General features: G+C 50.9%; 33 protein-coding genes. 20 read left to right on the top strand and 13 right to left on the bottom strand.

Annotated elements, in window-relative coordinates; genetic code table 11:
- Positions 1–88: 88 nt before the first annotated feature.
- Positions 89–505 (top strand): hypothetical protein, encoded by a 417-nt coding sequence (locus VK694_06295; GenBank protein HTE58328.1) that lies wholly within the window; start codon positions 89–91, stop codon positions 503–505.
- 127 nt (positions 506–632) lie between these two features.
- On the opposite strand, the gene VK694_06290 is transcribed toward VK694_06295, so the two are convergent.
- The 8 genes from VK694_06290 to VK694_06255 all read right to left on the bottom strand — a co-directional run bounded on the left by VK694_06290 (position 633) and on the right by VK694_06255 (position 4,487).
- On the bottom strand, positions 633–1,181 hold the full coding sequence (locus tag VK694_06290) for a thermonuclease family protein (GenBank protein HTE58327.1): 549 nt from the start codon (positions 1,179–1,181) through the stop codon (positions 633–635).
- 3 nt (positions 1,182–1,184) lie between these two features.
- Positions 1,185–1,721, bottom strand: a complete 537-nt coding sequence (locus tag VK694_06285) for an ATP-binding protein (protein HTE58326.1) — start codon at positions 1,719–1,721, stop codon at positions 1,185–1,187.
- Positions 1,722–1,755: 34 nt separating this feature from the next.
- Entirely contained in the window at positions 1,756–2,418 is a 663-nt protein-coding gene (locus tag VK694_06280) for a hypothetical protein (protein HTE58325.1), read from the bottom strand.
- Between the two features lie 78 nt (positions 2,419–2,496).
- Complete coding sequence (locus tag VK694_06275) at positions 2,497–2,922, bottom strand: RbsD/FucU domain-containing protein (GenBank protein HTE58324.1); 426 nt, start codon at positions 2,920–2,922, stop codon at positions 2,497–2,499.
- 20 nt (positions 2,923–2,942) lie between these two features.
- Positions 2,943–3,512 carry a cob(I)yrinic acid a,c-diamide adenosyltransferase gene (locus tag VK694_06270; GenBank protein ID HTE58323.1) on the bottom strand — a complete coding sequence of 190 codons (570 nt, stop codon included), beginning with the start codon at positions 3,510–3,512 and terminating at the stop codon, positions 2,943–2,945.
- A gap of 10 nt (positions 3,513–3,522) precedes the next feature.
- Positions 3,523–3,954 (bottom strand): hypothetical protein, encoded by a 432-nt coding sequence (locus tag VK694_06265; GenBank protein HTE58322.1) that lies wholly within the window; start codon positions 3,952–3,954, stop codon positions 3,523–3,525.
- Positions 3,955–4,020: 66 nt separating this feature from the next.
- On the bottom strand, positions 4,021–4,266 hold the full coding sequence (locus VK694_06260; GenBank protein HTE58321.1) for a glutaredoxin domain-containing protein: 246 nt from the start codon (positions 4,264–4,266) through the stop codon (positions 4,021–4,023).
- The gene (locus VK694_06255) at positions 4,266–4,487 is read right to left on the bottom strand and encodes a hypothetical protein (GenBank protein ID HTE58320.1); all 222 of its coding nucleotides are present in this window, start codon (positions 4,485–4,487) and stop codon (positions 4,266–4,268) included. The genes VK694_06260 and VK694_06255 overlap by 1 nt, the downstream gene beginning before the upstream one ends.
- Positions 4,488–4,533: 46 nt before the next feature.
- Here VK694_06255 and VK694_06250 point away from each other — a divergent pair, with 46 nt between their 5' ends.
- The 15 genes from VK694_06250 to VK694_06180 all read left to right on the top strand — a co-directional run bounded on the left by VK694_06250 (position 4,534) and on the right by VK694_06180 (position 14,369).
- The gene (locus tag VK694_06250; protein HTE58319.1) at positions 4,534–5,217 is read left to right on the top strand and encodes a hypothetical protein; all 684 of its coding nucleotides are present in this window, start codon (positions 4,534–4,536) and stop codon (positions 5,215–5,217) included.
- A gap of 73 nt (positions 5,218–5,290) precedes the next feature.
- Positions 5,291–5,605: an AtpZ/AtpI family protein gene (locus VK694_06245; protein HTE58318.1), complete on the top strand. Its 315-nt coding sequence runs from the start codon at positions 5,291–5,293 to the stop codon at positions 5,603–5,605.
- Complete coding sequence (locus VK694_06240; protein ID HTE58317.1) at positions 5,598–6,416, top strand: F0F1 ATP synthase subunit A; 819 nt, start codon at positions 5,598–5,600, stop codon at positions 6,414–6,416. The genes VK694_06245 and VK694_06240 overlap by 8 nt, the downstream gene beginning before the upstream one ends.
- 49 nt (positions 6,417–6,465) lie before the next feature.
- Positions 6,466–6,672: an ATP synthase F0 subunit C gene (locus tag VK694_06235; GenBank protein ID HTE58316.1), complete on the top strand. Its 207-nt coding sequence runs from the start codon at positions 6,466–6,468 to the stop codon at positions 6,670–6,672.
- 25 nt (positions 6,673–6,697) lie between these two features.
- On the top strand, positions 6,698–7,261 hold the full coding sequence (atpF, locus tag VK694_06230) for a F0F1 ATP synthase subunit B (protein ID HTE58315.1): 564 nt from the start codon (positions 6,698–6,700) through the stop codon (positions 7,259–7,261).
- On the top strand, positions 7,261–7,662 hold the full coding sequence (locus VK694_06225; GenBank protein ID HTE58314.1) for a F0F1 ATP synthase subunit delta: 402 nt from the start codon (positions 7,261–7,263) through the stop codon (positions 7,660–7,662). The genes atpF and VK694_06225 overlap by 1 nt, the downstream gene beginning before the upstream one ends.
- 11 nt (positions 7,663–7,673) lie before the next feature.
- Positions 7,674–9,266, top strand: coding sequence for a F0F1 ATP synthase subunit alpha (gene atpA / locus VK694_06220; protein ID HTE58313.1), 1,593 nt, complete (start codon positions 7,674–7,676; stop codon positions 9,264–9,266).
- A gap of 1 nt (position 9,267) precedes the next feature.
- On the top strand, positions 9,268–9,609 hold the full coding sequence (locus VK694_06215) for a hypothetical protein (protein ID HTE58312.1): 342 nt from the start codon (positions 9,268–9,270) through the stop codon (positions 9,607–9,609).
- Positions 9,602–10,471 (top strand): ATP synthase F1 subunit gamma, encoded by an 870-nt coding sequence (atpG, locus tag VK694_06210; protein HTE58311.1) that lies wholly within the window; start codon positions 9,602–9,604, stop codon positions 10,469–10,471. The genes VK694_06215 and atpG overlap by 8 nt, the downstream gene beginning before the upstream one ends.
- A complete protein-coding gene (locus VK694_06205) occupies positions 10,471–10,833 on the top strand; it encodes a hypothetical protein (GenBank protein HTE58310.1) in 363 nt (120 codons plus the stop codon). The genes atpG and VK694_06205 overlap by 1 nt, the downstream gene beginning before the upstream one ends.
- Positions 10,830–11,093, top strand: coding sequence for a hypothetical protein (locus VK694_06200; protein ID HTE58309.1), 264 nt, complete (start codon positions 10,830–10,832; stop codon positions 11,091–11,093). The genes VK694_06205 and VK694_06200 overlap by 4 nt, the downstream gene beginning before the upstream one ends.
- Positions 11,093–12,493, top strand: coding sequence for a F0F1 ATP synthase subunit beta (gene atpD, locus VK694_06195; GenBank protein ID HTE58308.1), 1,401 nt, complete (start codon positions 11,093–11,095; stop codon positions 12,491–12,493). The genes VK694_06200 and atpD overlap by 1 nt, the downstream gene beginning before the upstream one ends.
- A gap of 1 nt (position 12,494) precedes the next feature.
- The gene (locus VK694_06190; GenBank protein HTE58307.1) at positions 12,495–12,674 is read left to right on the top strand and encodes a hypothetical protein; all 180 of its coding nucleotides are present in this window, start codon (positions 12,495–12,497) and stop codon (positions 12,672–12,674) included.
- Positions 12,671–13,105, top strand: coding sequence for an ATP synthase F1 subunit epsilon (gene atpC / locus VK694_06185; GenBank protein ID HTE58306.1), 435 nt, complete (start codon positions 12,671–12,673; stop codon positions 13,103–13,105). The genes VK694_06190 and atpC overlap by 4 nt, the downstream gene beginning before the upstream one ends.
- Positions 13,106–13,178: 73 nt before the next feature.
- A complete protein-coding gene (locus VK694_06180; GenBank protein HTE58305.1) occupies positions 13,179–14,369 on the top strand; it encodes a Shedu anti-phage system protein SduA domain-containing protein in 1,191 nt (396 codons plus the stop codon).
- A gap of 84 nt (positions 14,370–14,453) precedes the next feature.
- Here VK694_06180 and VK694_06175 read toward each other — a convergent pair whose 3' ends face one another.
- The 3 genes from VK694_06175 to VK694_06165 form a co-directional block, all read right to left on the bottom strand.
- Complete coding sequence (locus tag VK694_06175) at positions 14,454–15,077, bottom strand: Type 1 glutamine amidotransferase-like domain-containing protein (GenBank protein ID HTE58304.1); 624 nt, start codon at positions 15,075–15,077, stop codon at positions 14,454–14,456.
- Between the two features lie 222 nt (positions 15,078–15,299).
- Positions 15,300–17,246, bottom strand: a complete 1,947-nt coding sequence (locus VK694_06170) for a KUP/HAK/KT family potassium transporter (protein HTE58303.1) — start codon at positions 17,244–17,246, stop codon at positions 15,300–15,302.
- Between the two features lie 113 nt (positions 17,247–17,359).
- A complete protein-coding gene (locus tag VK694_06165; GenBank protein ID HTE58302.1) occupies positions 17,360–17,764 on the bottom strand; it encodes a hypothetical protein in 405 nt (134 codons plus the stop codon).
- 120 nt (positions 17,765–17,884) lie between these two features.
- Between VK694_06165 and VK694_06160 the strand changes: the two genes are divergently transcribed.
- Positions 17,885–18,889, top strand: a complete 1,005-nt coding sequence (locus VK694_06160; protein ID HTE58301.1) for a hypothetical protein — start codon at positions 17,885–17,887, stop codon at positions 18,887–18,889.
- A gap of 97 nt (positions 18,890–18,986) precedes the next feature.
- Positions 18,987–19,646 (top strand): aquaporin, encoded by a 660-nt coding sequence (locus VK694_06155; protein ID HTE58300.1) that lies wholly within the window; start codon positions 18,987–18,989, stop codon positions 19,644–19,646.
- Positions 19,647–19,657: 11 nt separating this feature from the next.
- Here the strand turns inward: VK694_06155 and VK694_06150 are convergent, their stop codons facing one another.
- On the bottom strand, positions 19,658–22,873 hold the full coding sequence (locus VK694_06150; GenBank protein HTE58299.1) for an ATP-dependent DNA helicase: 3,216 nt from the start codon (positions 22,871–22,873) through the stop codon (positions 19,658–19,660).
- A 136-nt stretch (positions 22,874–23,009) separates the two neighbouring features.
- Here VK694_06150 and VK694_06145 point away from each other — a divergent pair, with 136 nt between their 5' ends.
- Positions 23,010–23,522, top strand: coding sequence for a hypothetical protein (locus VK694_06145; protein HTE58298.1), 513 nt, complete (start codon positions 23,010–23,012; stop codon positions 23,520–23,522).
- Between the two features lie 126 nt (positions 23,523–23,648).
- Positions 23,649–24,314: a Crp/Fnr family transcriptional regulator gene (locus VK694_06140; GenBank protein HTE58297.1), complete on the top strand. Its 666-nt coding sequence runs from the start codon at positions 23,649–23,651 to the stop codon at positions 24,312–24,314.
- Positions 24,315–24,351: 37 nt separating this feature from the next.
- Here VK694_06140 and VK694_06135 read toward each other — a convergent pair whose 3' ends face one another.
- Complete coding sequence (locus VK694_06135; GenBank protein ID HTE58296.1) at positions 24,352–24,501, bottom strand: hypothetical protein; 150 nt, start codon at positions 24,499–24,501, stop codon at positions 24,352–24,354.
- Positions 24,502–24,575: the final 74 nt, after the last annotated feature.

Below are 24,575 nucleotides of genomic sequence, written 5' to 3'. Positions count from 1 at the left end.
CGTTTTGCAGTCTTAGCGCTTGTGGTATGGTTAGGTGTCTTTTTGTGGTGATCGACTCTGGAAGACCAGCGAACCCATGGAGGCAGTCATGTCCATCATTACTATCACTTGTAGTGATAATTTCTATCCCGCCGATATAACGGGTGTCGGTGGCGCAGATGCTGAGCGGGCTATTCGGCTTGCCGAAGCGCTACCGGCTCTCGTCGTTAGTCGGGCCGAAGCCCTGCTGTTGGAGGCCGACACACCCGAGGAGGCTGTGCAGGTTGACTTCCAGAAGTTTCATCGCCTGGCCGTTAATAAGCCCGACCTTTGGTTCCGGGTAGAGCTGACAGAAGAAGTGCCCAAGTATGACGACAGAATACGCGTGCGCAACACACTGGCAGATATGTTCATGCAGTGGTTTACAGACCATGGACTGCCTCTGACATGGGCGCTCGACGTATTTTTTGGACCCAGTCATGGTTGTATCGGTGCCCCTGACGGCACCTTCCTGGCACACTGGTGAGCCTCACATGTTCTAAAGAAGCCCAGGGTTAAGTAGCCAAGAGTGACTTGGCGAAGCAGGCTGAGAGCCTCCCCTGGCACAGCGACCCGAGATTCCCACGACAGTGGTGACATTAAGGGTCTCTTTTTTATGTTTGCGGACAGCTAGTCCAGAGCCCACGATTTTGCTCGCGGGCCTCACGTTGGTAAGTGGTAAATTCGTCTGCTTTAGTAAAAGGAAAGCTGGTATAGGCAAATCCATAGCCTTGTCGAATGATCTCAGCTTCCACCAATCGCCCATCTGGCAAATACACATAGCGCAGTAAGCGATTATACCGGTCTCGGTTAGTGCTCAGCGGGTCAGACTCTAGCCGAACGGGCTGTATGCCAATAAGCTGCTTGGTAAAGTCGCTGGCCGCCTGACCAAAACATTGCACCGGCTTGCGCGGGTCTTTGGTCTCGGGGGTGTCCACGCCGATCATGCGGATGTGTTCAGACGTGCCGTCCATGTCAACCACGATAGTATCTCCGTCTGAAAAACTGACAACTCGGTAGTATCCGGGGCTCACTGTGCTGGCAATTTGAGGTGGTGGCTGGACTTGGATCTGACGGCTATTGGCAACATACCCTAGCCCCAAAATGACCAGAGCTATCAGGAGCTTGAACAGTCGTCTCTGCGTCCGTTTCCCCACCCGCATAGGCTAGAGCTCCAGCTTCTCGCGCAGATAGTCACGGGTCACTTTAGTGCCGTCAACCGCAATATATGGTTCGCCATCTTCGGGGGTCTCCAACTTGTCGCTGAGCCGGTTAAAGGTTTCTTGGTCCATGTCCCCGAGCACTGTCGCCAGAATGCGTGTCGGCTGCGAGGCCGTATCTCTGGTGGCCCGGTGTCTGGCCGTTTCTCTATCGGTTTGTAGCCAGATCAGCTTTACCGTTGCCCCACAAGCGTCCGCAATGTCATACATGCGGCGGCGATCTTCGCGTCGATTAAAGCTAGTGTCATAAATAACATTGGCACCCCGGCCTAGCAGTTCGCCGGTTTGCGTGTTCAATAGCGTGTGCAGTTGATCGTTCTCGGGCTGGGAAAACACCGGATGCGGGTTGGCTTCTAGTCGCTTTTGGTCTTCCCAGATATGCACGGCTCCTGTTAATTCGTGGATAAATCTGGCCGTGGTTGTTTTGCCAGAGCCCGGATAGCCGAGCATCAAATAAAGGGTGGGAGTTTTTGGTGCCATCATGCACCTAGTCTACCACTCTACGCCTGGTGCGGGGCTAGACCAGGTTGGGGAGCTCGTTGCTCCTGGTAAACCTTGCAACGGCTCGTACTAGCACGGACAGAGCCTCTGGCTGATCATGGGCATCTACTAGGTTGGGATGGATGGGGCGTCCCGAGGTCAGGGCCTGCAGGGCCAAGGGTGTAATAATTTGCTCTTCAATGGTATAGCGATATTCTTGCCGAGATACTGGTGCATAGCTTTGGTGTTCGTGGATGACGCGCATGTGCAAAGCCGCAAGTGATAGGTGTCGTTGCAGGTCATGGGTTTTCGAAGTGTCCGCTTGGCTGCGCTCGGCTTGTTTCTGCATATCTATAAATAGGGAGTGATATACCGTTGGCTGCTGTGTACTGCTGAGTCCTTTCACATAATCTGTGCCCGCTTCAGAGATAGATCGCAGGAGCTGCATATAGGTCAACTGGTGTGGGGTGTTGTATGAGTGAACCCGTACGTCGTGGTCGGCCGACCGAGCCTCTTGGGATGCTGCTGACATAAATACCAGGAAATTATCCTTTAAATAGAGGGTGGGGTCTTCATCTTCGCACGCAACACGCAGCCGCTGTTCGGCATCTAATAGATCACGGAACTGTTCCGGCTGTTGCTGATGACGTATTTCCACATTAGTGAGCCTGGGCTCCTGTGAAGCTTCTGAACCTGCCATAATGATGCAATTATATCACGTATTCGCTAATAATGAAAGTCAATGTCATTATGTACTAATATGTCATGCCGGTTGAAGCTATTCTTGAGAATGTCCGACTACAAACAAGGCGCACGCAAAAGCTTTTTCGTCACGGGTTCTTACAAACAGAGTGTGCTTCTCTGGATTGTTGGCAAGCGTGTAAAAATCCCTCTGCCCTGTCAGGCCTGGTTCAACCGTCAACGCTTCCTCGAACGCTTCTAATGCCGTGCCAGGTTCCTGGGGAAAATGAGGGACCATAACCGAGACATTTGGATAGCCATTTGCATCATCAAGCGGCACAAGGTCCAAGATTCCCTTCAAGGCTCTGGCCGAGGAATCACCCTGGTAGTCGGCTACCTCGGCCGCGGGTGGGATGTCGTAACTGGCGTCTACCACAGCAATTTGGGCACCGTGACCTATTTCTTCAAGCGCCTTTAGCAAGTTACCGTTGATTCCCCTGTCGATACCGTTAAGCGGTGGCATAAAAACTCCCTTTCATGCAGTTAAAAGTCTATTCCTTTGTTGGCAAGGTACTTATCGTCAAAGTGATGTTTGATTTTGGCCATGTTAGTAGCGATGTCGACATATTTTAGGAACTGCTCAGGAAAGTCCCGACCGGTCAGACACAGACTGGTGTTAGCGTGTCGTTTTTCGAAAAGCTCTTTCAGCTGCTTCTCGCTCAGTAGACCATCGTGCACAGCATTGTTGATCTCGTCGCAGATAACCAGATCGTATTCTCCACTGCTGACACAGTCTAGTGTGGTGGTCAGTGTATCTTGGGCGGCCTTTTTATGCTGCTCTGGCGTGATATGTTTTTCGCTCAGGTCACCTGCATTGTAAAAACCCTTGCCTCCCTTGTAGAAGAATAGCTGATCTTCATATATTGGCATGATATCTCGGATAAAAATGTGCTCGCCAACACCCCAATACTTAATAAACTGAATAAAAGCAACCTTCCATCGATTGCCGAGGGCGCGAACCATTAACCCCACGCTGGCACTTGTTTTGCCTTTGCTTTCTCCGGTATAGACAATAACAACGGAGTCTTTGGTTTTGTAATCCTCAAATGCCATAGCAGTGTGATTATGCCGCAGTGCTTTGGTTGATTTCAATATTCTCAGACTCGGGCGTTTGTTCTGGTATTGCTGGCCTACCATCTGACGTCAGGTCGATGTTCCATTCAAAAGCCAGGGCAATGATGGTCCGTCGTGCCCTGAGGGCTGGCGTGCGGGCCTCGGTGTTGTTGCCTAGAAGTCGCTCTACGATAAGGTCACCGGAGATCAGGTCCTCGATATCGGGTTCGTAAAAGCTCGTGTTGTTTTTCAGTGCCCGGGCGCCGGTCTCGTTGGTGTCCGATAGCGCGAGGGGTATTGGGTCACTCAGGAGAGCGGCCATGTCTGCGTTTGCCTGATAAGCATCAATAATCCTAACCTGTTCAGTGGTTAGGCAGTCAGCTAGCTCGGTAAGTGGATAATCACGCAACCACTCCATGCCTTTTGCAGAATTTTGTGCCATATGCACCTCCTTCTCTGTACCTATAGTATATATAGTGTACGAGCAAGTATGCAATGCACTATATAGCTATTTTTGAACCAGATTATTTAGTTTAAAAGCTTGATCTAGCATGGCCTTATCAAATCCGAGGATAATCGTACCTTCTACATCTACAACTGGCACACCCATTTGCCCAGATTTTTGGACTGCTTCGTTGGCGGCTACGGGGTCTTTTTCGACATCCTTTTCCTCGTACTTTACGCCGAGCTGATTCATGTAATTTTTAGCCATTTTGCAAAAGCTACACCAGGTCGTTGTGTAGATCGTAACCATTATGCCTCCTTAGGTTTGCGTTGTTTGTTGGGTTGCTTTTTTGCAGAGGCCGATCTGGTCTGGCCAGGGGCACTCAGTAGGTATATGACAAGTGCTCCGACGCCGACAACCAAGATCGTCAGGACAAAAAGAAATAGAGGTGTAGCCGACCCGCTATGTGCGGTTGCCTCAGCGGGCGTGGCATGCTCTACTCCATTGTGGGCAAAGTACTGTAAAGTCACAGACCTATTTTAACACTTATACACATCTGATATATACTGGCTATTAATGAAGTTTAAGATTAATCAAAAGTCTCGTCCCTCGTTCTCGGACATCAAGGAGAGATTCAAGGGTGGTTTTACTAAAAGAATAGCTGCAGCTCTAGCGGCTGGCTTTCTGCTGGGTGTGGTATGGCTGGTGATGGCACGTTTTATTGCCTACAAGCCAGTCAATACGCACTACCATGCTAACTTTGCGCTCTATATAAATGGCCAGCGGGATGAGTTCAAAAACTTTACCTTCTACGAAGAAGTCCAGTCTTGTGGTAGTGACGAAAAGAACGAACCCAAGCACCGCACGCACATGCATGACAATGTTAACCATGTGGTCCATGTTCATGAGCCAGCGGTAATGTGGGGACATTTCTTTGCAAACCTGGGCTATACACTTGGTGACACAGTGGTAAAAACAGACAAAGGCTTGTATGTGGACGGCCAAGATGGCGCCCAGCTGACGTTTACGCTCAATGGCAAAGAGGTAAACAATATTGCCAACCGACTTATCAAGTCCGAAGATGTACTGCTGATCAACTACGGTAAAGACAGTCCGGCTGTGCTGCAACAGCGCTACGATGGCATCAGTAAAGATGCTGGCGAATTCAACAAGCGCAACGATCCCAGCAGCTGTACGGGCACAAAGCCCCTGAGCTTTAAGGATCGCCTCAAAAAAGCCCTGAGCCTTTCCGGCCAGTAGACATTTCGGAAAGTTGTTTTCTGGGTAGAATCCTGTTGCGGTATCGCAGCCTTCCCTGTTATACTGAGGTCATATGGGTAAAGCCGCCGCCACTCGGAAGACGACGACTACTGCTGATTTGCAGCAGGCCGCTGAGGTATTTAACGCCAAGCAGCGTTTTTTTTCGGCTACTCTCAATATGAGCTGGCAGCTCGCCCTCATGGTGGTGATTCCGGTAGTTGCCGGCGTAAAGCTGGACCAAAAATTTGATACTGCCCCGTCGCTTACGCTGACGGGCTTTTTTCTTGCAGCCTTTGCAGCCTGTTATGTGGTGTGGAACACTGTCAAGGACGTAAATAAGTTACAGGCCGAAGACGATAAAAATAAGAGAGGTAAGAAGCGTGCTTAGTATACTCAGTAGATTTGCCGCCGAGAGCTCTGGCCCTGCGGTTCATATCACCCCTGGCGATGTATTCCAGATTGGCAATATAACCATTACCAACTCTATCTTCTATGGCTGGATCAGCTCATTCGTTATCATTGTACTGGTAGTAATTGCCGCTCGCCGGGTTGGCCTGCGCCCCAAAAAGGGCTTTACGCAGTTCTTAGAAATCGGCAGCGACTTTATCACCAACCAAATGACTGGCGCCCTAGGTTCACGAAAAAAGGCATTGCAGTATGCACCCTACTTTGTGACCTTTTTCTTTTTCATCATGTTCTCTAACTGGCTCGGCCTATTGCCGGGTGTAGGCGAGGCGTTGACCGTCAACGACAGCCCGGTGTTTCGGCCCTTCACGGCTGACCTGAACGGTACCCTGGCTGCCGCCACGGTTGTTATGTCTATCGTCCAGTATTTTGCCATCAAAGAATCGGGGTTACTCAAACATATCGGACACTACTTCAACGGTAGCCTGAAGAATCCGCTGACTATTTTCCTGGGCATCTTCGAGATGTTTAGCGAACTCATTCGCGTGTTTAGCCTCGCGCTTCGTTTGTTTTTGAACGTCACCATTGGTGAAGTGATCATTTCAGTTTTCAGTTACCTGGGTAGTTTTGCAGCTCCTATAACCTCTCTGCCATTTGTGACGCTAGAGCTGGCGGTGGGTGGTCTGCAGGCCTATATTTTTGTAATGCTTAGCATGACTTATCTATCTGTTGCCATAAAGCACGGCGAGGAACACGAAACCGAAGACCAAGAGCCTTCGGCGGTGTCGGCCTAGTGATAAGTATCGTTAAGAAGTAAATAAATTTGTAAGGAGTTTCATACACATGGACACAGAAGTACTCGCAAAAGGTATCATGATGGGCTTCGGTATGCTTGGCCCAGCTATTGGTATCGGACTGATTGGTTCCTCATTCATGAATGCTGTAGGTCGCAACCCTGAGTCATCCAAGTACCTTGGTCAGATCCTGGTTATCATCGGTATCGTTGAGTTGATGGCGCTGTTGGTGTTCGCTTCATTATTCATTATCTAAGAAAGCAAGGAACGTTAAAGACCTTATGTTTGTAACACTATTTGCAGCCGAAGCCGCACATGCGGCAGAGCAAGCAGCCGGACATGCTGAGGAAGCAACCGGACTCGGTGCCTTGGGCGTGAGTCTACAGTCTTTCGTTATCCAGCTTTTCACCTTTGTCCTGGTATTCCTGCTGCTCAAGAAGTTTGCCTTCAAACCTATTGGTAACATGCTGGAAAAGCGTCGCCAAACTATTGATGACGGCGTGCGCCTAGGCCAAAAGCTAGAGCGCCAGCGCGAACAAATGGATCAAGAGGCAGCCAAGATTACCCGCGAAGCTCGCCATGAGGCCGATCGCATTATTGCCAACGGCCACAAAGAGGCCCGCGAAGTACTGCGTGACGCCGAGAAGGCTGCCAATCGCAAGTCAGACGCCATGTTGGCGGATGCCGAAGTGCGGATTCACGAAGAAACCGAGCAGGCCAAGCGCAAGCTAGAAAAAGACATTGTGGGCCTGGTATCAGAAGCTACAGAAGCGATCGTTGGGGAAAAGGTCGACCCCAAAAAAGACGCTGCAATTATTGAAAAAGTTATTCGGAGCCGTAAGTAGTGATTTCCCGCCGCCACCTAGCCGAAGTTATTGGGGCGCGTACCCTCAAGGTTCATAGTACCAAAAAACTGGCTCAGGAAGTGGCGGCTTATCTATTGGATACCCACGATACAGATGATCTAGAGTCTTTGCTGCGCGACGTCATGGAATACCGTGCCCAGCATGGTGTGGTCGAGGCCGTAGCCGTCAGCGCTCATGACCTGACCCAAAGTGTCGTCAAGGACATAGAAACCATCCTGAAAAAAGAGTATCCCCACGCCAAGCACATTCACGTTATTAGCCGCATAGATCCAACCGTAGTAGGCGGCGTGCGCGTAGAAATGGCTAACGAACAGCTGGATCTCACGGTGCGTGACAAGATAGATGCATTCAAACGCTTAACGGCAAACATTAAGGAATAAGTACGAGTCATATGGACAACATTTCCATTAAAGAATTATCAGAAGACATTCGTTCGGCTATAAGCCAGCTGAAGTCTCGGCCAGAGATCGAAAAGGTCGGAATTGTTACCCGCGTTGGTGATGGTGTGGCCTGGATCTATGGCCTGACCACTGCCGGCTACTCCGAGATGATCGATATCGAAGCCACAGACGGCACATCGGTCACGGCCTTTGCCTTCAACTTGGGCGAAGACGAGATCGGCGCCGTGCTCTTGGGCGACGACGTGATTATCAAGGCTGGTGCTACCGCCAAACTGAGTGGCAAGGTACTAGAAGTACCCGTGGGTCCCGAGCTTGTTGGCCGTGTAGTCAACCCGCTGGGCCAGCCACTGGACGGCAAAGGTTCTATCAAGGCTACGCAGACCAGCCGTGTAGAACGCCCCGCCCCTGGCGTACTCGCCCGTAAGAGTGTGCACGAACCACTCATGACCGGCATTACGGCTATCGATGCCATGGTGCCAATCGGCCGTGGTCAGCGCGAGTTGCTAATTGGTGACCGCCAGACCGGTAAAACAGCCGTGGCTGTAGACACTATGATTAACCAACACCGCCAAGAAACTGGTGTTATCAACATCTACGTAGCTATCGGCCAAAAGCTGAGTAAAGTTGCCCGTTTGGTCGAGCGTCTCAAGCGCGAAGGCGTGATGGATCAAACCATTGTGGTGGCAACTTCTGCTGCCGACCCAGCCAGCTTGCAGTATTTGGCTCCTTACGCTGGTGCTGCCATGGGTGAATATTTCCGTGACAACAAACAACACGCTCTGATTATTTACGACGACTTGTCCAAGCATGCTGCCGCTTACCGTCAGATGTCTCTGTTGCTCCGTCGCCCACCGGGCCGCGAAGCCTATCCTGGCGACGTTTTCTACTTGCACTCTCGCTTACTGGAGCGCGCTGCTAAATTGTCCGACGACCTTGGTGCCGGTAGCCTGACTGCTCTGCCTATCATCGAGACCCAGGCTGGCGATATTAGTGCTTACATTCCTACCAATGTGATTTCTATCACTGATGGCCAGATCTTCTTCGAAACTAACCTGTTCTACCAGGGCATTCGCCCAGCTATTTCTGTCGGTCTGTCAGTGTCACGTGTGGGTGGTAACGCCCAAACCAAGGCCGTCAAGAGTGTGTCCAAGGGTCTACGCGTAGACTTGGCTCAGTTCCGTGAGCTGGCTGCCTTTAGTCAGTTCTCGACCGACCTAGACGCCGAAACCCGTCAGCGTATCGAGCGCGGTCAGCGTCTGACTGAGTTGCTCAAGCAGCTCCAGTTCAGTCCGCTGAGTGTCTGGGAGATGTTCTCTGTCCTGTATGCTGCAATTCAAGGTGCCTTTGATAAGGTGCCCCTGGACAAGGTCAAGACAGCCGAGGCCAACCTCCTGCGTGAGCTCAAGAATGAACAAAAGAAGCTAGTCAAAGATTTGAACAGTGGCGCAGAGCCTGACGATAAGGTCAAAAAGATCATCCTAGATACTGCTCACAAAGTAGCAGCCAGCTACCATGCCGAACCTGCTGCAACAGCTGGCGTATCAAAGCTAGCCCCCAAGGCCACCGAAGGGACCAAAAAGTAGCATGACCACCTCCAGGGAACTACTAGATGCAGTTGATGCTCTGGCCGATGGAGGAGTGTTTGCTGCAGACGTGAACGAGCCGGGTCAGTACTCTATGCTTTACAACCCGGCCAGCGATGACCGCGATGAACTTTTGTGGATCCAGGAGCATAAGGACGGAGAGATAGTGAGTAGCTACGATCCTGAAGAATGGGTTGGTGGCCTGGCGGTGGCCTGCCAGGTAGAAACAACACCAGAAGAAGTCAGCGAATTCACGGTCTTTCTCAAAGGCAGACTTACGCTGGATAATTGGCGGTTTACGGCTGAACTGCGTCACATGATCAGGGGTGAATCTCGTGGCTAATACTATTACACTCAAACGACGTATTGGCTCTGTCAAGAATACTCGGCAGATTACTAAGGCTATGGAACTGGTGGCGGCCAGCAAGATGCGCCGGGCCCAGGAGTTTGCCCAGCGTAGCCGCAACTATCGTATTGCGGCCTATTCCCTGCTGACGCGCCTGAGTATGATCACCGATGTCGAGGACCATCCGCTGTTTACCAAACGCCAGGTCAAGCATCGCTTGTATGTGGTGGTTACCAGCAACCAAGGTTTGGCTGGTGCCTACGACGCCAATATTTTGAAACTCTTAACCCGTTCAGTACGCGAAGACGTTGCCAATGGTATCAGTGCCAAAATCATTGCCATTGGTAAAAAAGGTGCCAATTTTACCCGCAACCTCCAGGGCATAGATCTGCTGGCTGTCTATACAGACATTGGCGATCAGCCAACAGCCAACGATTTACGCCCCCTACTGAATACTATTACCGACCAATATGCCGAAGGTCAGGTAGACGAAGTAAAACTGCTCTACACCGACTTTAAGACTAACTTGCTGCAGATAGCTAGTACGCTTCAGATCTTGCCTGCTACATTCGAAGAGACTAATGAAGAGGCTCACGCCCTGGATAATGTCACCTTTGAGCCATCGGCAACGGCAGTCCTGGACAACGTTGCCCTGCGTCTGATCGAAGTGCAGGTCTGGCAAGCAATCCTGGAAAGCTTTGCTTCTGAGCAATCCATGCGCATGATGGCTATGAAAAACGCTACCGACAACGCCTCGGATTTGATCGATGACCTGACGTTAGCATTCAACACAGCTCGCCAAGCGGCTATCACCCAAGAACTAGCCGAGATAACCGGTGGTGCGGAGGCGATCAAGTAATGGCACAGATCGTATACCTTCATGGTGACTCGGATGGTGACTATGAACTTGCACGGGAGAGATACGAGCAGGCTTGTCGTGTCGAAGGGGGTTTGGATAGGTACCAGCAACCTCGCGTACTGTCATTTTATGCGATGGCAGAGCTAGAAGAAGATCTGGTTGGACGAGCAGAGCTGGCAGGTAAGCTTTCCGAGCTTGGCAGTTTCGTGGTGAGTTACGGCAGACATGGTGAGTTTCCGCTGACCGGGGATGCAGCACGTATTGGTGCGGCGGCCCGCACGCTCGCTTCTGGGATGTCCATTGGTAGACACAGTGCGTTTGCTACTGAGTACAAGCAATCAACGGAGGTAACCCAAGAATGAGCGAGCGAGGAACATTCCGACAAGCAATCCAGGAGGGCGATGCCGGCCTGGTGGGGGTTGATCCATCGGGTAATGACCCTGAGTTTTTGTATCCCCAAGACGAAGTGTACATTGGTGACGGAGAGGTTGATTTGCGATTTGAAAAATTAATGAGGGGTTTTCATGCGGCTTTGATTCGTGATTTAGCTGAAACACTAGATTTAGATTCAGGACTTAGACAAATTTTGGGTGAAGCGCATACGCCGGAAGGAGATAATTGATGGCAACAGCAACTAAGGAAAAAACCAAGACAGGCAAGATTAGCCAAATTGTGGGCGTGGTGGTTGACATAGACTTTCCCAAAGATCACCTGCCGGCTATTTATAACGCAGTTACGACCGAGCTGGATGGTAAAACGCTGGTTCTAGAGGTCGCCCAGCACCTGAGCGAATCAAGTGTACGCGCCGTATCGCTCGGCTCGACCGATGGTCTAGAGCGTGGTGCCGAAGTAACCGACACCGGCGATTCTATTAGTGTGCCAGTTGGCGAAGAAACATTGGGCCGCATGTTCAACGTGGTGGGTGAACCAATTGACGGCAAAGGTGGTACCTTCAAGACCACTTCGCCTATTCATAAGTCCCCTCCACCGCTGATTGACCAGTCCGGTACGGTAGAAATCCTGGAAACCGGTATCAAGGTTATCGACCTGATTGCGCCTATTACCAAGGGTGGTAAGGTTGGCCTGTTCGGTGGCGCTGGTGTGGGCAAGACGGTGCTGATTCAGGAGCTTATCAACAATATTGCCAAGTTCCACAGCGGCTATTCAGTCTTTGCTGGCGTGGGTGAGCGTACCCGTGAAGGTAACGACTTGTATCATGAAATGGCAGACTCTGGCACTTTGGAAAAAACAGCTCTGGTCTTTGGCCAGATGAACGAACCACCCGGAGCGCGTTTGCGTGTAGGCCTAAGTGGTCTGACTATTGCCGAAGGTTTCCGTGACAAAGGCAGCGACGTGCTGTTGTTTGTAGATAATATCTTCCGTTTTACCCAGGCGGGTGCCGAAGTATCTGCCCTATTGGGCCGCCTGCCCTCAGCTGTGGGCTACCAGCCTAACTTGGCCCAAGAAATGGGTCAGTTGCAAGAGCGCATTACCTCGACCCGCAAAGGTTCTATTACTTCTGTGCAGGCTGTGTATGTCCCGGCCGACGACTTTACCGACCCTGCCCCTGCTACTACCTTTGCTCACCTGGACTCTACTATTGCCCTGAACCGTTCCTTGACCGAGCTTGGTCTGTATCCAGCTGTTGACCCGCTGGACAGTAACTCTACTATTCTGGACGCCGAGATTGTGGGTGACGAGCACTACAACGTAGCCCGCGAAGTGCAGCGTGTTTTGCAACGCTACAAAGACTTGCAGGACATCATTGCCATCCTGGGTATGGAAGAATTGTCTGACGAAGACAAGCAGACCGTATCTCGCGCCCGACGTATCCAGCGCTTCCTGACCCAGCCGTTCTTTGTGGGTGAAGTCTTCACCGGATTCCCCGGTAAGTACGTATCACTGCAAGATACCATTGCTGGCTTCCGTGAAATCTTAGACGGCAAGCATGACGACAAGCCTGAGAGTGCCTTCTATATGAAGGGTGCCATCGACGAAGTCGTAGCTACAAAGGAGAAATAACGTGAGTGACGTTAACCCAGAACTGTATGGCGGTGAACCCCCACACCTCCGTACAAATGTCAGAGAGGGTTACGGCAACAATCGAGTAGATATTGATGTGGATGATGAGCTCGTGGTAACGGATCAGCCGATGGGCCGCACCCCTATGGATGATTTGATTGACGAAGAAAGAATGCAATGATTCGACTAAAGTTAGAAACAATCAGTGGCACTAAATATGACGACGATGTATATGAAGTCGAGCTGCCAACAATGGCGGGCCAAATTGGTGTATTGACCGGACATATGCCACTGATAAGTGTGGCCACTCATGGTGTGATCAAGATTCGCAAAACTGCCACTGAGCCGGACGATATGCGTGACTTCTTTGCCACTAACGGTGGTGTTATAGAAATGGACCACGAAGCCGGCACGCTGACCGTGTTGGTAGACGAGGCTGACCATGCCGATGACATCAGCGAAGACGAAGCCAAGAAGGCTTATGAACTAGCCCAGAAAATGAAGGGCGAAGCCAAGGACCAAGTGTCCCTAGAACATGCCCAGAGCCTGATGGACCGCCATGCCGTCCGCTTGCAAGTAGCTGGTCTCAAGCGTCGCCACCGAAACCGCTAGGGATTAATCTCGCCGATCAAGTTATCCAATGGTTAGTATGTAGCAACGCATTTCAGGTGCTATGATGCCTTAGATGACACAAAGTGATTTCGCAAGTGTTTGTCTTGCTGCATTTAATGCCTATCTCGAGGAGGCCTCGGAGCTTATTAAATCGGAAGCGTTTCAATCTGATATTGCCGATCCTATATTTGTTTACCCAACCCACGTGATTATAGGCATGGTGTCCGGGTTCCTTTTCCTTGAACTGGTAGGTTCTAGCGATCACTTCGTCCCTTTGAGCAAAAAGTTTACAAAGCCAGAATCTATATATAGCTTCTTAGGGCAGGTTGAGGAAGGAGAGGCTATGATGGAAGTTGGTCATCACAACACAATAGGCAATCTTTTTTTTCAAACCAGCTCAAGCAATGAAGCGCTGGTTAAGCGTTTTCCTAAAACAATTCTCGAAAGATATAAGTCAAAAATAAAGGCAAGCTTTGACGCTAGGAGGGTCTTTGAGTTCAATAATGAGTTAGACTACTTTTGCCTCGAGGATGTCATGTTACTCAATAATTATGATAATCAATCTCGATTAAGGAATCCAACCCTCGTGTTTATTGTTTCCAATAAAACGAGTAAGAGAGAATTAGTGGAGTACTTAAACGCTAACTTCAGAATTAGGGACGGAGAGAGTCTTCGTGTCATAAAGACGTTTGATAGTACGAGCCAGCACTCTATAGACATATGTGCCCAGTTCTATAATCTTTACTTACAAAGCAATATCCATGAAACACTGATAAGTGATTTTTTAGAGCATCATAAGGAGATCATATTGCTCGCTCTTGATGGAAGTGATCTTATTTATCAGCCTGAGTTAGAATGGCAGGTTGATGCAGGCCAAGAAGAGACGTCCATCATACCTGACTTCATGATCAAAAGAGCTGATGGATTTTTTGATATATGTGACTTAAAATTACCTCTTTTATCAAATAGTTCACTCACCACTGGGCACACTAGGGATCGAAGTTTTATTGCACCAATACACAAGGGTTTATCACAAATTGCAGGCTATCGTGATTACTTCAGGCAAGAAAAGAACAGAGATTATGCAATGAGTAAGTACAAAATTAAAGTTGACTCACCCGCCCTCACACTAGTAGTGGGCAATTATGAGAATTATAACAACGAGTTCGTGAAACAAGCTGGTAGAGCTTACGATGAGATGAGAATCATTGACTATGACACCTTAATAACTGCCTATCGTATTAAAGCAACCACCGACCAGTGATCTGGGTTAAGCCAAATATTCTCAGAATACGTCCAAAACTTGATGGGGCTGCCACGCTGACCACCGTTAAGATAGCAAAACTACTTACGTGGTTGGGTTTTTGACGGTGGTTATTTGGTCATCATTAATGACAAGAGCTTGATCGTTGTTTAGAGTTACAACTTTTGTAAAATCCTTCATGGTCTCTTTTGCCTTTTCTAGGACTGGCTGGTATTTTCCCCACCCCCAGTGTGGAACGATGCCGTAAGGCTGCAGGCTAAGCCCTGCCCAGACTACTTCGGGGGCATCTTTGGGGTCGTCTACGTGTTCAATGCCGTGCAAAGTGGTGCCGATTATTACCGCGCCAGCGCTTTCTCCGCCGTAAACGAGTCCCTGATTCACCAAGTCTTTGACCACATCATCAAAACCAGATTGGTGTATATAGAAGTTAAGATAAAATGTGTTGCCACCCATAACCCAAACCACATCCTGGGCTTTTAGTGTGCCCTCTACTGATTCTTTGTTGGCTTTTGTAAGGTCGAGCAGTGAGGTTGTAAACCCTGCTGCTTCGAAAAGCTTGACCGCTTTTTCAACCTCGACTGCCTTACGCTCTGGTGGGTATGTGTCCCAGGCATTGGGGACGACAGCGACTGCAGGATTTGGTTTGTCTAAGAGTTTCAGTAATTCGTCTGTGTTTGACAGTGGCATAGATGAAAGAAATAGCTTCATAGCAGTAATGATAGCATGGACTTCGAGGCTCAGTCCTCATGCGACCAGATCAGGCTTTGCGGAAACTGATTGATCTTTTGGCCAAGTTGCAGGCCGCGGAGCGAGGACTGTTTGACCTTAAGGGAGCTCCGCAGTGACCGGATGCATCTTGGCCAAAAGTCAATAATGTTTTTGCAACCGCCTGTCTGGCGCATGAGGACTGAGCTCCCAGAACGCTTTCGTTTACGAGATGCGGACGGGGATGAGTTCGGCGCTGACGCGGGAGTCGTCTCCCAGACCGTAGTACTCATAGCCAGGTGTGGCATTGATCACCAGCCAGCTAAACAGCAGTGCGCGCATGCGGGTAACACGTTTGGGGTGTCGCTTTTTTAGGTGGGCTACTACGCGCATGCGGGCAACGTAGATGATCCAGTCTTTCATGTCGTCGTCGGGTATCAGGTCCCTATTTTTGGCAATGTCTTCAATGACTTGTTCAACGTCCGGTTCTTCCATAAAGCCAAAGCTGGCAGTAATGGACAGCAGGCTAAAGCCTTTCTGATGATTGTTCTCAAACTCGGTGATGGTATAGCGCTCTTTTTCGTCCACATACGGTCTGCGGGTTTGGCGAATAGTCATGGTAATCACATGCTTGGGCAGCAAGTGGTAGCGGTCCATAAAAATCTGCAGCAGTGCTGGAGCTTTGTCTGCTTTCTGCTTGGGCTGGGTTTCGTGGCTGAGGATGAGCAGGCTGCGATCCAGTGAGCTGGTTTGGGCCTGTTTTTGTTTCAGGATTTCACCCATAGTCATGGTGCTGTGGGCTCGTAGCGTATCACGCCAGCGGTGTCTGCCCCACTGCCAGGTGGTCATAATGACGTAGAGGGTGCAGCCAATGGTCAGCGGCACAAAACCACCCTGCAAAAACTTGAGACTGTTGGCTACTAAAAAGTTGATATCTATTAGTAGTATCGGCACAAAGACTGCCAGGGCGACGGCTCGCTTCCATTTCCATAAACGATGCGCAACTACGATCATGCTGAGGGTGGTGGCAATCATTACGCCAGATTCTGCCAGGCCGTAGGCGTTTGCCAAGTTGCTGCTGGACTTAAAGCTCAGTACCAGGGCCACACAACCAATGAATAAACCCCAGTTAATAAACGGAATATAGATCTGTCCCTGATGTTCGGGGTGCGTTTGCTTGATCTTGAGGCGCGGCAGCAGGCCCAGGTTAATTCCCTGAGCGGTCAGGCTGAAGGCGCCAGATATCAGGGCTTGACTGGCGATGATAGTAGCCATGCAGGCCAGAATAACCACGGGGTACAGCAAATTTGTTGGCACCAAACTATAAAACAGGTTGTCACTCACAACCTGTTTTCCGCCGAGTAGAAATGCTCCCTGCCCCAAGTAGTTGAGCATCAGGCATGGCATAACTACCGTAAACCAGCTAATACGAATGGGCAAACTACCGAAGTGGCCCATGTCGGCATACAGAGCCTCGCCGCCCGTCACCACCAGTACTAGCGAGCCAAAGATCATGAGCAATTGATGGAATGGAAAGAGGGTGAGCGCCCGGAGGGCGTATAGTGGATTGAAGGCCATCAATATCTGGGGTGCCCCCACGATTTGTCGTACGCCCAAGGAGGCTATAGTCGCCAGCCATATCAGGGTGATCGGCCCAAATAGTTTGCCGATCTTGTGTGTGCCCCGAGACTGTATAGCAAACAGTCCAGTCAGGATAGCTATGGTAAGGGGTATGACGTAGGGGTTGAATGATTGCGTAGCAACTTTTAGCCCCTCTACCGCAGATAGCACGCTAATGGCGGGCGTAATAGTTCCGTCGCCATACAGCAGCCCGGCGGCAATGATAAGTAAGACGCCTAGGGCGGGCATGGCTTTGCCACGCATGCCCTTTAAGCGTGCAAAGAGGGCGAATGTTCCGCCCTCTCCTTCGTTGTCTGCCCTCAGTACAAAAGCCACGTATTTGATGGCTACAACGATGATGAGTGTCCAGAGAATAAGAGAAATAATGCCGAGGATGCGATTATCGGTAGGCTGCACATGGGCATGGCCAAAGAAGATTTCGTTGGCTGCATATAAAGGGCTGGTACCAATGTCACCATAGACCACACCGAGTGCACCGAGCGTCAGTCCGGCCACACCGAGTTTTGTTCGCTTAGTAACGCTGTGTTGCATGTTTGCTTTCAGGAGAGAGCTTTAGAAAATAAAAATTGTTTTTGACCGACAAAGATCAAAAACGTTTCCGGCATTTATTCTATAGCGAGGCAAGAATATTGCAACACTAAAATTTACATCCCACCTTCGGGTGCGGTGTCTGTGATTATGGGTGGTTCGTCTACGGTGTCCATATTGAATAGCTGTTGCAAGTGTTCGACAGTCTGTTGGGCTCCGCCCACGTCGTATGCCACCTGGCCGATACCGGTTATCATGGCTCGCGCGACAATGCCTCGCAGCTGTTCACTGGTAACGGTAAACACCGGCTGATTCCGGTCTTGGCCTAGCTGCTGGGTGGTATCGTCTAGCGTTGCGTCTATCTGAGCAGCAAGTCGATTGCCGCCGAAGAGTTCGCGGCGGCGCAGTGCGTGGAGCGCTGCAAGTGCAGCTTTATGATCAAGTAGTGGGCCCGCATCAACCATAGGGAGCGAATCAACGCGTTCCTGGATCTCTGTCATTGATGGCTGAGGTTGTTCCATGGGGCCTCCCTCCACTATAAGTATACTACATATAGCGTGGTGGCTTATGAACTTGAAAAGAAAAAGCTGTAGCAGTAGTATAGAAAAGTTATTTAAAAGAGAAAATGAGGGAAAATTCACATGGAGCGCGAACATAAAGCGCATGTGTTTGAGGTTGATATGGAAAAAGAACAACTCGAACTCACCGTTACAAAAGTGGCACCCGAAGGCCTCGGCTTTGGCGACGGCACTATATCTGGCAAAGAGCGTCTAGACAGCCTGGGCGGTGATGTATTAACAAAGATAGAAGAACTGGCTGGTTCACCACAAATCCTTGTCCCCGTCAGCGTGGGCAAAGATGGTGAGCCTATTGATGATGATGGGTGTGGCGACGGCCGCGAAGCGGTGCGTATTTTCTTGGGAACCCAAGAAAAGTCTCGGTCATTAAATCGCTCCAAGGTATTTGGTGGTGGCGTGACTATGCTTGCGTCAAGTGTGATCGGACTAGGGCGGGCTGCGGGCCAAAGATTGCGCCAAGTTTTTTCTGGCAGCATGTCTACACTGGCTGAAAAGAAAATTGGGTTCGGTGCACATACCGGACATGCCCACGGACCGAACTGTGGCTGTGGGGCAATTGATCAAGCTCCGGCTATTGTCCAAAATGCCCTCACCTACGAGGAAGGCATCCGGGGCGCTATAGATGGGCTGGGAGTTGACGCCACTGGCTTGGATGATGTTTTTGACAACTTTCGCAGCTATGCAGCGGAGACCAAGGGCCAAGACTACAGCGGCGCCGATGTCATGGGCGAGATTATCGATAACGGAAAGATTGTGGTCAAAGAATTAGGCGATGACCACAAAGAAGTGGTCATCTTGCTGAACATGGCAGAGGGTTACACGGTTGACCAAGACCAAGTTCGTCAGCTCACCGACGGCGAGGCCCAGGCTTTTGCGGTAGATGTCTGGCGCATGCAGCAGCTGGTTGAGAGGGTTTATAAGGGCGAGCCGGAAGAAGTGCTTCACCGAGCCTTCTTGAGCGAACTGGTCTATACCCTGTCCACCGCCGGAACACTTACCAAGGGTGATTTGCCGGTATATGTCATTGATCAGGCGACGGCAGATATACCAGAGCCAGTTGCGGTATAGTTCTCGACCCGGGTAGCCCCCGCAAAAACGCTATGCGTAGCGTTTTATATTGCGGGGGCTATGCTATTCTTTAGGTAATACATAAGGAGGGAGTTCTATGTTTGGACGCAAAAAAGTCGCCATGTTGGTGGCAGAGTTTCTAGGTACCTACGCTCTGGCGAGTGCCGTGTTGGCTATGGCTAGCCGCACCACTTTTCCGTTTTTTGGTGGAGCTGCCGCAGGTCTAACGCTGGCAGTGATGGTGTTGGTTATTGGTGCCACCTCTGGGGCGCATATCAACCCTGCGGTAACGATTGGTTTGTGGAGCATTCGCAAGGTGCCTACTCTGCAAGCGCTAACCTACATCATGGTGCAGATGGTGGCTGGCTTTACGGCCTTCCGGGTCAACCAGTACATGATGGACCAGGCGCTGCCTAGTTTGGCAAAAGCCAACTGGGACTGGCGGGTGTTTTCTGCTGAGTTGATTGGTACGCTGATATTTACCTTTGGTATCGCGGCAGCGGTATACGGCACGTATGAGGGTGGCAAGTTGGCTGCAGCTATTGGTGGTTCGTTGTTTGTTGGGGTGTTGGTGGCGTCTGTTGGATCTAACGGTGTTCTGAATCCGGCGGTTGCTCTGGGTTTGCATTCGTGGAGCGCAGCCTATGCTCTGGGTCCTTTGCTGGGTGCTGTCGTTGGTATGAATTTGTATGTTCAGTTGTTTGCCCCGCAGCCAGCTGCTTCTCGGGCAAAGACTGCCACTCGCCTGAAAAAATAACCAGCGGGTTCTTACAGTTTCTTGTCTAGCAGGTCTTGCTCGAACAGGCTGATGCCAGTGTAGTCTGGTGTGTAGTGACGTATATCTATGAATGCGTGGGTGGTGATCTTGGCCCATACTGACTGAATCAGACGGCGTAAGCGCTCCAGCTCTTCGGGCGTCGGCTGGTAACGCAGAAAAAGCTGCTGAGGCGTCTCGGCTTCTACGTAGATCATCTGGGTTTCGAACGAGGCATCTGGCTTGAATTGTTTACTCTCTTGGGCCAGGAGCGCGTAGAATTGCAGCTGGGTGCGATGTCGCCAGGCTTTTATCTGTTTGGTTTTGTCCTTGGAGGACAGACTGGTGAGGGGTTTGCTGGTTTTATAGTCGCTAATGAGCACCGCACTGCCGACGGCATCTACGCGGTCCAGCACACCAGTCAGGCGAGCAATACCCAGTGGAATATTGGCGAGCTTTACCTCTGGCTGTCCGGTGGACTGCAGGTGCAGTTCGTCCAGTAACCGCGACAGAAGCTGTTGCCCGTGTAGCAGGTAGCGTTCGTGGTCTACGGTACTGAGGTACTGGTCTTTGAGGCGACTCTCGTAGTGGGCCAAGACTTTTTCTGGCGCAAACTGGCCCTGGCATACTTGCTGTTGGGCGTATTCCAGCGCAGCGTGTATAGCGCTTCCAAAGGCCGCGGCCGTGCTGGTGGCCTCTGGCAAGCGCAGCAGATGACGCTCTAGGAAATACTGGGGTCCGCCTTTGCTGATGTCTAAGAAGTCCAGTAACCCAGTTGCGCTGAGTGAAAAGCCCTCTAGGATGTCGCGCAGCAGAAGCTTCTCTGCACTGCCCTCTAGCTGTGGCCAGGTCAGCGAGCTCTCTAGCACTTCTTCGGGTGCATCGGCCTGGCTGATGTCTACCTGCTCTGCTTCTAGGATGTCACGAATAATAGCAGTGGGTAGTGTGGTGCCGCCGTCTAGTGTGGTGTAAAAACTGCTAATGGTGATGCTGTGCTTAGCCCGTGTGACCGCCACAAACATCAGGCGAATATAGTCGTCCAGATCATCGCCGTTGGGCTTGAGCGGTAAGTTAATGGGTGGTCTCCGGCCGCTATTAACGGGCCGCCAGATGCTATCCATGGCGTCGATGATAAAGACGCTATCAAATTCGAGCCCCTTTGCCTTATGGATGGTCATGAGCTCTACGGCGTGCGGGGCACTGACAAACAGCGACTCGTCGGTCAGGGTTTGGCCGTTGTCGGCGGCTACGTCGATAAGTCGTACCAGATCTGCCAGGCGGCTCTGCCCTTGCCGGCTAAAGTCCTGGGCCAGGGCCAGTAACTGGCGCGTACCGGACAAGGCGGCGATGTATGGACTGTCTACCGTGTTCTCCTGCAGGAAATAAGCGCGAATGGGGCTGGTCATGTGCTCGGAGGCTGTCAGGCCTATGATGTACTCCAGCACCCGTGGGAGCGGCTGTAAACGGCTCTGCTGGCCAAGCCAGAGCAGCCATTGGCCAAGGGTTTGGATATGTTCGTCTGTGTGACTGGTGAGGCTGGTCAGCCATTCTTTGTGGGTGCGGTTGTGGACTGCCAGGTGCCAGGTTATTTCGGGACTTACCTGCCACACAGGGTGGCACAAGAGCGTGGCAAGATATTGATTGACCTGCGGCTGGTTACCTTCGGCTATGGCGACCACGCACCGTGCTACCAGCATGATTTGCTGGACGGCCTCTTGCTCTAGGACGCTCTGTTGCTGCTCGTACCGAATAGGTACCCCAGCCTGCTGCAGCATAGTGGCAACGCGCCTGAGTGATTCGTGGCTACGGGCCAGGACTGCCACGCTGCCCGGCTGGTTCTTAAAGGCAGTATCAATTTCTTTGGCGATGCTGTGGTACTGGTGGTCGGCTGTCGGGTACGAGATGTGCCTGATAGTTCCCGATTGCTCGGGCTGATTGCGTGCCACCAGGACCTTCTGTATATCTTTTTCGACGGTTGTGACGCGTTCACTGGCTTGGGTAATAACACGCTCGGAGAAATTCAGTACCGCCTGGCTAGAGCGGTAGTTGTCGGTCAGTACCACTACATCGCAGGTTGGGTAACTGCGCCGAAAGCCCAGCATGTTGCTCAGTTCGGCTCCGTTGAATTTATAAATGGACTGGTCATCGTCACCAACGACCATAATATTGGGTCTGCCTTCCGCCGAGTGGTGGTCGGCAATCAGGTGTGCCAGCCGTAGCTGGGCGGCATTGGTGTCCTGGAATTCGTCGATCAATACATATTGGTAGCGTTCCTGGGCGCTGGCCAGCATGTCGGGGTGGTGTTCTAGCTGAGTGATTACCTCTATGATCATGTCGGCATAATCGTAGTAACCCCTGGCATGCAGGTGATCGCGATACTTTTTATACACATCACACAAGCTCAGCCACCACGCATTCCGTTTGCGCTCGTCGAACATGCCCTTCTGGCCATTTACGGTGGTGACTAGCCGAGATTTCCACTTGCTGACGTTGGTGGTCTTGTTGGTGCCTTCGTCTTTGGCCCGTGCTGCCGCGAAGCTCTCTTTGAGTACGGTGGTCAGCGCGATAAGCGGACGAGTGGTTTCGTCGGTGGTTTGGTCTGGTAGCTCGGCGATCCGGGTGGCGAATTCATCCAGCTTTTTGTAACTAAGCTTTTGGCTGCAGATATCTACCAGCTGTGGCTCGATGATGTCCAGGTATTTTAGGTTGAGCTGAATCAGCGAGCGTAGCTTGTCTGGCGTTAGTCCTGCCTCTTTTGCCAGCCGCAGGCCATCCTGTACGTCACGGATACCGGTGTACATACCCGCAAACTTGAGTGCCAGTGGATTACTGAGCGGCAGGCTCGCCAAGATAGAGGTGATGATTTCTAACTGGACCGCCTGTGGCACGTGTGTCAGGCTGGCTCCATTCCAGAAGAACTCGGGGTACAGGCTCATGAGGTCAGCCGCAAAGCTGTGAAAGGTACGGATTGGCACGCGAGTACCGGCCGGTCCGATGAGTGCACTGAGTCGCTGTCGCATATTGTTGGCTGCCTTGTTGGTAAAGGTTAGGCACAAGATGTTGTCTGGTGATGCATCGGTTTTGGCCAAGATGTTGGCCACGCGCAGAGACAGCAGCTGGGTCTTGCCTGTACCTGGTCCGGCAATAACCAACAAGGGTCCATCAATGGTATCGACGGCCTTTTGCTGCTGAGTATTCAGCCGGTCATATTCCCTCTCGAAGTCTGACATCTTATACATTCTACCTTACTGGCCTGTACGCCACACCTGTCGGCGGTCTGTAAAATTCCACGAGCGGAAGTGGTTGCGGCAGGGGTTGTAGGGGTTTATGCTAAAAACATCAACCTAAAAAATGGAGGATCCTCACATGGATTCTGTGAAGAAATTAGAAACACTCGTAGGAGGTTTATTTAAGAGCGCCCCACCGTTGCCCAAGAACGCTCGGGATATGCTTGTTAAAGCCTGGCCGTGGATTGCCCTGATCTTTGGTATTTTGCAGCTGATGGCTGCCTGGGGCCTATGGAATCTAGCTCGCAGCGTTGACCGCCTCAATACTATTGCCAACATCTACACTTACCAGACCGGCCTTAGCTCTTCTGATCGATTCATGATCTACCTTGGCATTGCAGTATTGGTAGTGGACGCGGTCATTTTGCTCATGGCTTATCCTGAGCTGGCCAAGCGCAAGGCTCGCGGCTGGGACCTGCTGTTTCTGGGATCGATCATTAATGTGGTGTATTCGCTCGTCAGTCTTTTCATCAGCGACCGTGGCGCTGGCACCTTTTTCTTCAGCGGCATTAGCTCGGTTATCGGATTTTATTTGTTGTTCCAAGTACGTCCAGCATATAAAGGAGGCACCAAAAAGTCGCGCAAGTCTTGAATCGTTAAATAAAAATTAATTCAAAGTGATATTTTCATTGTCAGGAGTTTTGTGTTGTAGAAAACTTTACGTGGGTGCGGCGACTACACTACAATGGACGGGAGCTCCAAGGTTTCTTATTTATATATGCAAGATTATCAGAAATTCCTGAGTCAGTTTCGTATTAAGCGCTTCCAGAAGGGAGAGCTTATTCTGTGCCAGGGTGAAACACCAGATTGTGCCTTTATCGTGAAGCAAGGGGTGGTCAAGACCTACAACCTGACCCTACAGGGCGAAGAGAAGCCTATTGGCTTTGACGTAGAGCACGATATATTCCCTGTTGCATGGGTATTTACCAAGGTGAGATACGTCCAGTACTACTACGAGGCCTTTACCGACTGCGAGGTCTACTGCGTACCCATAAAGCCGTATGTAGACTACTTGCGCAAGAGTCCTGACGAGATGATGACCATGCTCACCCACCTAGTAGATAAGTACATCAGTATTCAGATGCGCGTGAATGCGCTGGAGCAGTCCAAGGCTCCCTCGAAGGTGATCAATACCATTCACTTCTTGTGCCTGCGTTTTGGCGTAGAAGTAAAGAAAGACACGGTGTGCATAGAATTGCCGCTGACCCAACAGGACCTGGCGAACTTTGTTGGTCTGACGCGGGAAACAACCGGTATAGAGCTCAAGAAGTTGCAGCGAGCCGGAGTACTCACCTATAAAAAGCGCAACTACATTGTGCGCACCGACAAACTAAACGATCTTTTGGACGAAGAGTACAGCTCGGGCTTTCCGCTCAAGTCCTAACCCTAGGAGCATCAGAAGCGAGACCTTGGGTGGGCTCTTAGGCGATTTGGTGCTTGAATTTGCGCAGGGCGCGGGTGCGTAGCTTTTCTACTTTGATCTCGCGAGTATCAGAGACTTCGTCGTAGATGTCGTCTAGACTAAGGTCTGAATAGCGCGTAACTTTTGTTAAGATTTTAAGTTTTTTCATTAAAACCTCCCCTGGAACCCATCCTCAAGTCCTCTCGGAGGCAGACGGTTTTGATCAGGAGAAGGATTTGAGGA

The organism is Verrucomicrobiia bacterium, from assembly GCA_035489575.1.
In the GTDB taxonomy this organism is placed as follows: domain Bacteria; phylum Patescibacteriota; class Saccharimonadia; order Saccharimonadales; family JAGQNK01; genus DATHJY01.
The sequence above is the reverse complement of the archived record's forward strand: the minus strand, read 5'-3'. Positions and strand labels throughout refer to the sequence as shown.

Coding starts and splice junctions, on each gene's coding strand:
- VK694_06295 (HTE58328.1), top strand. CDS start 89: ATGTCCATCATTACTATCACTTGTAGTGATAATTTCTATCCCGCCGAT.
- VK694_06290 (HTE58327.1), bottom strand. CDS start 1,181: ATGCGGGTGGGGAAACGGACGCAGAGACGACTGTTCAAGCTCCTGATA.
- VK694_06285 (HTE58326.1), bottom strand. CDS start 1,721: ATGATGGCACCAAAAACTCCCACCCTTTATTTGATGCTCGGCTATCCG.
- VK694_06280 (HTE58325.1), bottom strand. CDS start 2,418: ATGGCAGGTTCAGAAGCTTCACAGGAGCCCAGGCTCACTAATGTGGAA.
- VK694_06275 (HTE58324.1), bottom strand. CDS start 2,922: ATGCCACCGCTTAACGGTATCGACAGGGGAATCAACGGTAACTTGCTA.
- VK694_06270 (HTE58323.1), bottom strand. CDS start 3,512: ATGGCATTTGAGGATTACAAAACCAAAGACTCCGTTGTTATTGTCTAT.
- VK694_06265 (HTE58322.1), bottom strand. CDS start 3,954: ATGGCACAAAATTCTGCAAAAGGCATGGAGTGGTTGCGTGATTATCCA.
- VK694_06260 (HTE58321.1), bottom strand. CDS start 4,266: ATGGTTACGATCTACACAACGACCTGGTGTAGCTTTTGCAAAATGGCT.
- VK694_06250 (HTE58319.1), top strand. CDS start 4,534: ATGAAGTTTAAGATTAATCAAAAGTCTCGTCCCTCGTTCTCGGACATC.
- VK694_06245 (HTE58318.1), top strand. CDS start 5,291: ATGGGTAAAGCCGCCGCCACTCGGAAGACGACGACTACTGCTGATTTG.
- VK694_06235 (HTE58316.1), top strand. CDS start 6,466: ATGGACACAGAAGTACTCGCAAAAGGTATCATGATGGGCTTCGGTATG.
- atpF (HTE58315.1), top strand. CDS start 6,698: ATGTTTGTAACACTATTTGCAGCCGAAGCCGCACATGCGGCAGAGCAA.
- atpA (HTE58313.1), top strand. CDS start 7,674: ATGGACAACATTTCCATTAAAGAATTATCAGAAGACATTCGTTCGGCT.
- VK694_06215 (HTE58312.1), top strand. CDS start 9,268: ATGACCACCTCCAGGGAACTACTAGATGCAGTTGATGCTCTGGCCGAT.
- VK694_06205 (HTE58310.1), top strand. CDS start 10,471: ATGGCACAGATCGTATACCTTCATGGTGACTCGGATGGTGACTATGAA.
- VK694_06200 (HTE58309.1), top strand. CDS start 10,830: ATGAGCGAGCGAGGAACATTCCGACAAGCAATCCAGGAGGGCGATGCC.
- atpD (HTE58308.1), top strand. CDS start 11,093: ATGGCAACAGCAACTAAGGAAAAAACCAAGACAGGCAAGATTAGCCAA.
- atpC (HTE58306.1), top strand. CDS start 12,671: ATGATTCGACTAAAGTTAGAAACAATCAGTGGCACTAAATATGACGAC.
- VK694_06180 (HTE58305.1), top strand. CDS start 13,179: ATGACACAAAGTGATTTCGCAAGTGTTTGTCTTGCTGCATTTAATGCC.
- VK694_06175 (HTE58304.1), bottom strand. CDS start 15,077: ATGAAGCTATTTCTTTCATCTATGCCACTGTCAAACACAGACGAATTA.
- VK694_06170 (HTE58303.1), bottom strand. CDS start 17,246: ATGCAACACAGCGTTACTAAGCGAACAAAACTCGGTGTGGCCGGACTG.
- VK694_06165 (HTE58302.1), bottom strand. CDS start 17,764: ATGGAACAACCTCAGCCATCAATGACAGAGATCCAGGAACGCGTTGAT.
- VK694_06160 (HTE58301.1), top strand. CDS start 17,885: ATGGAGCGCGAACATAAAGCGCATGTGTTTGAGGTTGATATGGAAAAA.
- VK694_06155 (HTE58300.1), top strand. CDS start 18,987: ATGTTTGGACGCAAAAAAGTCGCCATGTTGGTGGCAGAGTTTCTAGGT.
- VK694_06150 (HTE58299.1), bottom strand. CDS start 22,873: ATGTCAGACTTCGAGAGGGAATATGACCGGCTGAATACTCAGCAGCAA.
- VK694_06145 (HTE58298.1), top strand. CDS start 23,010: ATGGATTCTGTGAAGAAATTAGAAACACTCGTAGGAGGTTTATTTAAG.
- VK694_06140 (HTE58297.1), top strand. CDS start 23,649: ATGCAAGATTATCAGAAATTCCTGAGTCAGTTTCGTATTAAGCGCTTC.
- VK694_06135 (HTE58296.1), bottom strand. CDS start 24,501: ATGAAAAAACTTAAAATCTTAACAAAAGTTACGCGCTATTCAGACCTT.